The 9,312-nt window shown below is 72.5% G+C and carries 8 protein-coding genes; 7 read left to right on the forward strand and 1 reads right to left on the reverse strand.

What is annotated here, in order from left to right:
* The 5 genes from sucB to VN520_RS04010 form a co-directional block, all read left to right on the forward strand.
* Positions 1–993 (forward strand): 2-oxoglutarate dehydrogenase, E2 component, dihydrolipoamide succinyltransferase (gene sucB / locus VN520_RS03990; RefSeq protein WP_325745435.1); only part of this gene is annotated, 993 nt, incomplete at its 5' end.
* A gap of 148 nt (positions 994–1,141) precedes the next feature.
* The gene (locus VN520_RS03995; protein ID WP_325745436.1) at positions 1,142–1,765 is read left to right on the forward strand and encodes a GntR family transcriptional regulator; all 624 of its coding nucleotides are present in this window, start codon (positions 1,142–1,144) and stop codon (positions 1,763–1,765) included.
* 269 nt (positions 1,766–2,034) lie between these two features.
* Complete coding sequence (gene aceE / locus VN520_RS04000) at positions 2,035–4,704, forward strand: pyruvate dehydrogenase (acetyl-transferring), homodimeric type (RefSeq protein WP_325745437.1); 2,670 nt, start codon at positions 2,035–2,037, stop codon at positions 4,702–4,704.
* 78 nt (positions 4,705–4,782) lie between these two features.
* Positions 4,783–5,763 carry a helix-turn-helix transcriptional regulator gene (locus tag VN520_RS04005; RefSeq protein WP_325745438.1) on the forward strand — a complete coding sequence of 327 codons (981 nt, stop codon included), beginning with the start codon at positions 4,783–4,785 and terminating at the stop codon, positions 5,761–5,763.
* A 71-nt stretch (positions 5,764–5,834) separates the two neighbouring features.
* Positions 5,835–6,356 carry a DUF4240 domain-containing protein gene (locus tag VN520_RS04010; protein WP_325745442.1) on the forward strand — a complete coding sequence of 174 codons (522 nt, stop codon included), beginning with the start codon at positions 5,835–5,837 and terminating at the stop codon, positions 6,354–6,356.
* Positions 6,357–6,408: 52 nt separating this feature from the next.
* Here VN520_RS04010 and VN520_RS04015 read toward each other — a convergent pair whose 3' ends face one another.
* The gene (locus VN520_RS04015) at positions 6,409–6,936 is read right to left on the reverse strand and encodes a GNAT family N-acetyltransferase (RefSeq protein WP_325745439.1); all 528 of its coding nucleotides are present in this window, start codon (positions 6,934–6,936) and stop codon (positions 6,409–6,411) included.
* Positions 6,937–7,057: 121 nt separating this feature from the next.
* Here VN520_RS04015 and VN520_RS04020 point away from each other — a divergent pair, with 121 nt between their 5' ends.
* Complete coding sequence (locus VN520_RS04020; RefSeq protein ID WP_325745440.1) at positions 7,058–7,957, forward strand: TIGR01777 family oxidoreductase; 900 nt, start codon at positions 7,058–7,060, stop codon at positions 7,955–7,957.
* Positions 7,958–8,142: 185 nt separating this feature from the next.
* On the forward strand, positions 8,143–9,312 hold a 1,170-nt coding region (locus tag VN520_RS04025; protein WP_325745441.1), incomplete at its 3' end, for an FAD-dependent oxidoreductase.

Genomic DNA, 9,312 nt, shown 5'->3' on the forward strand with positions numbered 1-9,312 from the left:
CCGGCCGCCGCCCCGGCACCGGCCCCCGCCGCACCGGCTGCTCCGGCCGCGTCCGCCGGTGACGACGGCGCGTACGTCACGCCGCTGGTCCGCAAGCTCGCCGCCGAGAACGGCGTCGACCTGGGTGCGGTCAAGGGCACCGGCGTCGGTGGCCGTATCCGCAAGCAGGACGTCGTCGCCGCCGCGGAGGCCGCCAAGGCAGCCGCTGCCGCCCCGGCTCCGGCCGCCGCCGCTCCGGCGGCCAAGGCCGCGCCGAAGGTCGAGGCGTCCCCGCTGCGCGGTCAGACGGTCAAGATGACCCGCATGCGCAAGGTCATCGGCGACAACATGATGAAGGCCCTGCACTCGCAGGCCCAGCTGACCTCGGTCATCGAGGTCGACATCACCAAGCTGATGAAGCTGCGCAACCAGGCGAAGGAGTCCTTCGCCGCCCGTGAGGGCGTCAAGCTGTCCCCGATGCCGTTCTTCGTGAAGGCGGCGGCCCAGGCGCTGAAGGCCCACCCGGTCGTCAACGCCCGGATCAACGAGGACGAGGGCACCATCACGTACTTCGACTCGGAGAACATCGGCATCGCCGTGGACGCCGAGAAGGGTCTGATGACCCCGGTCATCAAGGGTGCGGGCGACCTGAACATCGCCGGTATCGCGAAGAAGACCGCCGAGCTGGCCGGCAAGGCCCGCGGTGGCGGCCTCACCCCGGACGACATGTCCGGCGCGACCTTCACCGTCAGCAACACCGGTTCGCGCGGTGCGCTGTTCGACACGGTCATCGTCCCGCCGAACCAGGCGGCCATCCTGGGCATCGGTGCCACGGTCAAGCGTCCGGCGGTCATCGAGACCGCCGAGGGCACCGTCATCGGCGTCCGCGACATGACCTACCTCTCGCTCTCCTACGACCACCGTCTGGTGGACGGCGCCGACGCCGCCCGCTACCTGACCACGGTCAAGGCGATCCTGGAGGCGGGCGAGTTCGAGGTCGAGCTCGGCCTCTGAGCCGTACAGCTGTAACCAGCCTCACCAGCGGCGCCCCCGTCCGGAACACTTCCGGGCGGGGGCGCCGCCGTATTGTCTAGGCACCACCGGTCATCTCCGGCCGCCGTGTCGGCGCAGGCAGCACCGGTTCGCCCCGAAGGAGCCACTCATGACCCCGCCCGTCGTCCACTCGCTGCGCGAACAGATCCGCGAGCACATCGTGGAAGGGATAGTCAGCGGGCGCTGGAAGCCGGGTGAGCGGATCGTGGAGCGCCGTATCGCCACCGAGCTCGAGGTCAGCCAGACGCCCGTACGGGAGGCGCTGCGGGAGCTGGAGACCCTGCGGCTGATCGAGTCGGCGCCCAACAAGGGCGTCCGGGTACGCAATCTCACCGCGGCCGACCTGGAGGAGAGCTACCCCGTACGGGCCGGGCTGGAGCAGATCGCGGCGGAGCTGGCGGCCCCGGTGCTCGGTGAGGACTGCTCGGCGCTCACCCCGCATGTGGCGGCGCTGTACGAGGCGGACCGGCTGGCCGACGGTGAGGCGCAGGTGCGGCACACGGTGGCCTTCCACCGGGAGATGGTGCGGGCCGCCGGGAACGCCGTCCTGCTGCACACCTGGGAGGGGCTGGGCATCGAGGTGTTCACGGCCCTGTCGATCCGCTGGCTGGGCACCGTGCAGAAGTCGTACGCGGAGGAGCACGAGGCGCTCATCGAGGCGTTCCTGCGGCGGGACCCGCAGATCGCCGTGCTGGTGAAGCAGCATGTGCTCGGGTGCGCGCCGCGCGCCTGAGCACCGGGCTCGGGCGCACTGCCCATCTGCGTCGCGCGGCGCTCCTTCGTGCAGGTCAGCGCCCGTTTCGCCCCGTTGATCCCGTCACTGGGTGCCCCGTTTCGCGGCACCGCATGCCACTTTTCTTCATATCGAGAAGTTTTGCCCTTCACCCTTTGATCGATCATCGATCGGCGACTTACAGTTCATCCGCGGGCCCACCGGCCCGATCGCCCTGTCCTGCCAGTCAGGGCCTTCTCCACCCCCCTCCACTCCGGAAGGCGGCGATCATGACCGACCCCGTAGCAAAGCTTCCGAGCGAGCTCGACCAGCTCCCGGACCGCGACCCCGAGGAGACCGCCGAATGGGCGGCCTCCCTGGACGCCGTCACCAAGGCCGCGGGCCCGCACCGCGCCGCGTATCTGATGCGGCGTTCGCTCCAGCACGCGGAGGGCGCCGGTATCGCGCTGCCCAAGCTGCTGGAGAGCGATTACGTCAACACCATCCCCACCTCCGCCGAGCCCGCGTTCGACGGCGACCTGGAGATGGAATCGAAGATCACCGCGTGGAACCGCTGGAACGCGGCCGCGATGGTCACCCGTGGCGCCCGGTACGGCGTCGGCGGTCACATCGCCACGTTCGCCTCGGCGGCCTGGCTGTACGAGACCGGCTTCAACCACTTCTTCCGCGGCAAGGAAGGTGACGGCTCCGGCGACCAGCTCTACATCCAGGGCCACGCCTCGCCCGGCATCTACGCCCGTGCCTTCCTCGACGGCCGCCTCTCCGAGCAGCAGCTCGACAACTTCCGCCAGGAGTCGGGGGGCGACGGCCTGCCGTCCTACCCGCACCCGCGGCGGCTGCCCTGGCTGTGGGAGTTCCCCACGGTGTCGATGGGCCTCGGCCCGCTGTCGGCGATCTACCAGGCGCGCTTCAACCGCTATCTGGCCAACCGCAAGATCAAGGACACGTCGAACTCGCACGTCTGGGCCTTCCTGGGCGACGGCGAGATGGACGAGCCCGAGTCGACCGCCGCCCTCGCCCTCGCGGCGCGTGAGCAGCTCGACAACCTGACCTTCGTCATCAACTGCAACCTGCAGCGTCTCGACGGCCCGGTCCGCGCCAACTTCCGCGTGGTCCAGGAGCTGGAGGGCGCGTTCCGCGGGGCCGGCTGGAACGTCGTCAAGACGCTCTGGGGCAACGCCTGGGACGAGCTGTTCCAGCTGGACACCACGGGCGCGCTGCTGCGCCGCCTGCGCGAGGTCCCGGACGCGCAGTTCCAGACGTACGCCACGCGCGACGTCGCCTACATCCGCGAGCACTTCTTCGGTGCCGAGCCCGCCCTCGCCGAGCTGGCGAAACTGCTGAGCGACGCGAAGATCGCCGAGTGTTTCTACAGCTCCCGCGGCGGCCACGAGGCCCGCAAGGTGTACGCGGCCTACCGCGCGGCCGTCGAGCACAAGGGCGCGCCGACCGTGATCCTGGCCCAGACGGTCAAGGGCTACACGCTCGGCAAGGGCTTCGAGTCCAAGAACGCCAACCACCAGATGAAGAAGCTGTCGATCGACGAGTTCAAGGGCATGCGCGAGCTGCTCGGCCTCCCGATCCCGGACAGCGCCTTCGAGGACGGGCTGGTCCCCTACGGCCACCCGGGCGCCGACTCCCCCGAGGTCCGCTACCTCCAGGAGCGCCGCGCCGCCCTCGGTGGTCCGGCCCCCGCCCGCCGGGTGCACGCCGTCGCGCTGCCCCAGCCGGAGGAGCGCGCGTTCAAGGCCCTGTACAAGGGGTCGGGCAAGCAGGAGATGGCCACCACCATGGCGTTCGTCCGCCTGGTGAAGGACCTCATGCGGGACAAGGAGACCGGCAGGCGCTGGGTTCCGATCGTCCCGGACGAGGCCCGTACCTTCGGTATGGAGTCGCTGTTCCCCTCGGCCGGCATCTACTCGCCGCTCGGCCAGACGTACGAGCCGGTCGACCGCGACCAGCTGATGTACTACAAGGAGGCCAAGGACGGCCAGATCCTCAACGAGGGGATCACCGAGGCCGGTGCCATGGCCGACTTCATCGCCGCCTCCACGTCGTACGCGACGCACGGCGAGACGATGATCCCGTTCTACATCTTCTACTCGATGTTCGGCTGGCAGCGGACCGGCGACCAGATGTGGCAGCTCGCCGACCAGCTCGGCAAGGGCTTCATCGTCGGCGCCACGGCCGGCCGCACCACCCTGACGGGTGAGGGCCTCCAGCACGCGGACGGCCACTCGCACCTGATCGCGTCCACGAACCCCGCGTCGCTCAACTACGACCCGGCGTTCGCGTACGAGATCGCGGTGATCGTCAAGGACGGTCTGCGCCGGATGTACGGCCCCGACGCGGAGGACGTCTTCTACTACCTGACGGTCTACAACGAGCCGAAGCAGCAGCCCGCGATGCCCGAAGGCGTCGAGGAGGGCATCGTCAAGGGCCTGTACCGCTTCAAGGAGGGCACGCCCGCCGCGGCGGACGCACCGCGCCTCCAGCTGATCGGTTCCGGTACGGCGATCCACTGGGCTCTGGAGGCCCAGGAGCTGCTGGCCGCCGACTGGGGTGTCACGGCCGACGTCTGGTCCGCCACCTCGTGGGGCGAGCTGCGCCGCGACGCCCTGGAGTCCGACGCCGCGCTGCTCCGCGGCGAGGAGCGCGTGCCCTACGTGACCCAGGCGCTCTCCGGCGCGCCGGGCCCGGTGCTCGCGGTCAGCGACTGGATGCGCGCGGTACCGGACCAGATCAGCCAGTGGGTCGAGCAGGACTGGTCCTCGCTGGGAACGGACGGCTTCGGCCTCTCCGACACCCGCGAGGGCGCCCGTCGGCACTTCGGCGTCGACGCCGAGTCCGTCGCGGTCGCCGCGCTGGCCCAGCTGGCCCGCCGTGGCGAGATCCCGGTCTCCAAGGTCAAGGAGGCCCGGGAGAAGTACGGGATGTGAGTCCGCGCGGGGGCGGGTGCCGGGGCGGCCCGGTACCCGCCCCCGGCGCGCTCGGCCGGCCGCCCCACAATGGGTTCCATGCGCGCTGCCCGGCTGATCAAGATGGTGCTGCTCCTGCAGTCCCGGCCCTCGATGACCGCCGCCGAGCTGGCCGGGGAGCTGGAGGTGTCGGAGCGCACCGTGACCCGGGACGCCCAGGCCCTGTCCGAGGCGGGTGTGCCGGTGTACGCCGAGCGGGGCCGGGCGGGCGGTTACCGGCTCGTGGGCGGCTACCGGACGCGGCTCACCGGGCTGGCCCGTCATGAGGCCGAGGCCCTGTTCCTGTCCGGACTGCCCTCCGCCCTGCGCGAGATGGGGCTCGACGACGCCGCCTCGGCCGCCCGGCTGAAGGTGTCGGCCGCTCTGCTCCCCTCGCTCCGGGACGCCTCGCACACCGCCGCTCAGCGCTTCCATCTGGACGCCCCCGGCTGGTACCACGATCCGGCCGCCCCCGAGCTGCTGCCCGCCGTCGCGGAGGCGGTCTGGGACGACCGGCTGGTCCTGGCCACCTACCGCCGCCGGCCCTCGGGCGATGTGGAGCGGGAACTGGCCCCGCACGGACTCGTCCTGAAGGCCGGGGTCTGGTACCTCTGCGCCCGGGCCGGGGAGGACTTCCGGGTGTACCGGATCGACCGGTTCACCTCCGTCACCGTGTCGCAGGCCCGCTTCGTCCGGGACGAGGACTTCGACCTGCCGCGCTTCTGGGAGGAGCGGGCCGCGCAGTTCGCCCGGTCGATCCTGCGTACCGAGGTGACCGTACGGCTGTCGGAGGAGGGCGCACGGCGACTGGTGCACACCGTGGACCGGGCCGCCGTCGAGGAGGCGCTGGCCGGGGCCGGCGGGCCCGGCGAGGACGGCCGGCGCACGGTCGTCCTGCCGGTGGAGTCCGAGGAGGTGGCGTACAGCCAGCTGCTGGCGCTCGGGGCCGAGGTGGAGGTCCTGGCTCCCGCCACCCTGCGCGAACGTTTTTCCGGTACCGCCGAACGACTGCGCGAGCTCTATCGCCGAAGTGGCTCGTAAGTGATGCCGAAAGCTTCATTTCGGTGTCTGGGCATGCATCGCCCGCCCTCGGGACCGATGCTGGACCCGTGATGGACGAGACGGAGTTCTGGGAGATCATCGACAGCACCCGCGAGGCCGCCGAGGGTGATCCCGAGGACCACGCCGATCTGCTGGTCGAACGGCTGGTGCAGCTCGATCCCGATTCCGTGCTGGATTTCGCCAGGCACTTCGAGGCCCGCTACAACCGCGCGTACCGCTGGGACCTGTGGGGCGCGGCGGCGGTGCTGCTGGGCGGGGCGGGTGACGACGCGTTCGACTACTTCCGGTGCTGGCTGATCGGGCAGGGCCGGGAGGTCTTCGAGGGCGCGGTGCACGATCCGGACAGCCTCGCCGAGTTGCTGGAGGACTTCGACGAGGAGCTCGACGGGGACGGGGAGGACCTCGGCTACGCCGCCGACGAGGCCTATGAGCAGCTCACCGGCCAGGTCGCCCCCGACCTCGGGCTGCCGCCGCAGCCGGCGGAACCGGCGGGCACGCCGTTCGGCTTCGACGACGACACGGCACTGGCGGAGCGCTACCCCGCTCTCCGGGAACGCTTCGGGCCGGTCTGACGGGCCGGTCCGGGGCCCGTCCGGCATCCGGACGGGCTCTTCGGCCCGGGATTCAGGCCGTCAGGGAACGGCCCATCAGGACGTCGTCGACGTACCGTCCGCCCAGGAAGAACTCCCCGGGCAGGACGCCCTCGACGGCGAAGCCCTCGGCCGTGTAGAGCGCCCGCGCGGCGCTGTTGTGGCCCAGCACGCGCAGGGTGATCCGTCCGGCGCCCTGCCGCCGGGCCTCGGCGTACGCGGCGTGCAGCAGCGCCCGTGCGACGCCGTGGCCCCGTGCCCAGTCCGCGACGGCGAGGCCCTGTATCTGGCGGACGTGGGCGTTGCAGGCGAGCGGCGTCGGGCGGCCCAGCCGGAGGTAGCCGGCCACGGCGGTCCCGCCCGTGCCGGTGACCGCCTCGGCGACCAGGTGTTCGCCCGGCCGGTGCCGCTCGTCGAAGAAGGGCTCGTACGGCGGCTGCGGCCTCGGCTGCACGGCGTGGAGGGTCGACCAGGTGGCCCGGTCCAGCTCCCCGAGCGCGGTCCCGTCCTCGGGCACGGCGGGGCGGACAAGGCGGAGGGACCGGAACCGGGGCGCGGACATGCGCGCCATCGTGCCATGTGCGTCCCGCGCCCTCCCCGGCGTCCCCCGCCCGGCGTCCCGCGTCCCCCGCCCGGCGTTCCGCTTCCGCGTGACGGAGGGCACATGGGGCAGGATGGTCGTCATGCCGTCTTCCCGTATCGCCGTCACCGGATCGACCGGACTCATCGGAGCGGCGCTCGTGCGCTCGCTGCGTGCCGACGGGCACGAGGTGGTGCGTCTGGTGCGCCGTCCGGCCGTGACCGCCGACGAGGTCGAGTGGGACCCGAAGCGCCAGTACGTCGACGGGGCGGGCCTGGCCGGCTGCGATGCGGTGGTGCATCTCGCCGGTGCCGGGGTCGGGGACCACCGGTGGACCGAGGCGTACAAGCGGGAGATCCGTGACAGCCGGGTGCTCGGCACGGCGGCCGTCGCCGAGGCGGTGGCCTCCCTGGACACCCCGCCGAAGGTGCTGCTGTCCAGTTCCGCCATCGGTTTCTACGGCGACACCGGTGACCGGGCCGTCGACGAGGGCGCACCGCCCGGCGAAGGCTTCCTGCCGTCCGTGTGCGTGGAGTGGGAGGAGGCCACGGCTCCCGCCGAGGAGGCGGGCGTGCGCACGGTCCACGCCCGGACCGGTCTGGTCGTCTCCCGCAGGGGCGGGGCCTGGGGGCGGCTCTTCCCGCTGTTCAAGGCGGGACTCGGCGGGCGGCTGGGGAACGGCCGGCAGTACTGGAGCTTCATCGCGCTGCACGACCACATCGCGGCGCTGCGGCACATCCTGGACACGGAGACGCTGTCCGGACCGGTGAACCTCACGGGCCCCTCCCCCGTCACCAACGGCCAGGTGACCGCCGCCATGGGGCGGGTGCTGCGGCGCCCCACGCTGTTCACCGCCCCGGCACCCGTGCTGAAGGCCGTGCTCGGCGACTTCGCCGGGGACGTCCTGGCCAGCCAGCGGGTGCTGCCCGGCCAACTTCTCGACTCGGGCTTCGCGTTCGCCTTCCCGGGGATCGACGACGCCATCCGCGCCGCACTGCGCTGACCGCGTCCTGGCCTGGTCCGGGCCACGGCGCCGGGCCTCCGTGCGACCCCGTGCACCGGTGCCCGGGGCGCGCGCGGCTGCGCCTCTCTCGGCCATCCCCCTAGCCTCGGCCCGAACGCGGGCATTCCGGGGGCCTGATGGGGGCAATAGCCACCCACCAGTCGTACCGACTCGGGGAGGGGCACGTGCTCAGGGCACACACAGCAGACCACGCGGATGTGGTCATCATCGGGGCCGGGATCGCCGGCCTGTCGGCGGCCCACCGGCTGATCGGCGCAGGAGTGGACGTCAGCGTCCTGGAGGCCGCCGCCCACGTGGGCGGCAGGATGGCCACCCACGACGTGGACGGTTTCCGGCTCGACCATCTGGGCCCGCTGCTCAGTTCCGCGTATCCGGAGCTGAACACCACCGCGGGACTCGACGGACTGGTACTGCGGGACTTCGCCCCCGGGATGCTCGTCCACAGCGGGGGGCGGCAGTACCGCGCCGGGGACATACGGAGCGCCCGAGGCGCGCTCCGTGCCGTTCGCTCCCGGTCGAGCGCCCCTCGCGCGCCCCTGGGCGGGGCGATCGAACAGGCCAGGCTCGGCGCCTGGCTGGCCCGTCTCGCCGCCACCCCGGAGTCCCGGATCCTGGCCAGGCCCGACAGGGCCGCACACGAGGCGCTGTCGGCGCGCGGCCTCCCGCCCCGTGTCGTGGACGGATTCCTGCGCCCCCTGCTCTCGGCGCTGCTCGGCGACCCCGGGCTCACCACGTCGAGCCGTGTCGCCGACCTCGCCCTCCGGGACTACGCGCGCGGCCGGCTCTGTGTGCCCGCGGGCGGTTCCGCGACGCTGCCCGAGCTGCTGGCGGCGGCCCTGCCGCCCGGGACCGTACGCACGGGGGTGCACGTGACGGCCGCCGACATCACCTCCGTACGCACCAAGGAGCACGGGGAGCTCGGCTGCCGGTCGCTCCTGCTGGCCACCGGCGCGGGAGCCGCCGCCGAGCTGCTTCCGGGCCTGCGGACGCCCGCGTTCCATCCGGTGACCGTGGTGCACCACACGGCCGGGGACGGACCGGCGCCGACGACGGGACGCCGTCTGCTGCTGGACGCGGACCGCTCGGGGCCGGTCTCCCACACCGCGGTGATGAGCGAGGTCGACCCCTCGCGCGCGCCGCGCGGCCGGACCCTGATCACCTCCACGGTGCCCGGCCCGCCGCCGCCGGACCTCGACGGCGAGGTGCGCGCCCACCTCGCCGCGCTGTACGGCACGCCCACCGGCGACTGGGAGCTGCTGGCCGTCCATCACGACCCGGAGGCGGTCCCCGCCATGCCGCCGCCGCACGATCCGCGGCGGCCGGTCCGGCTGCTC

Source organism: Streptomyces sp., assembly GCF_035563135.1.
Lineage (GTDB): Bacteria > Actinomycetota > Actinomycetes > Streptomycetales > Streptomycetaceae > Streptomyces.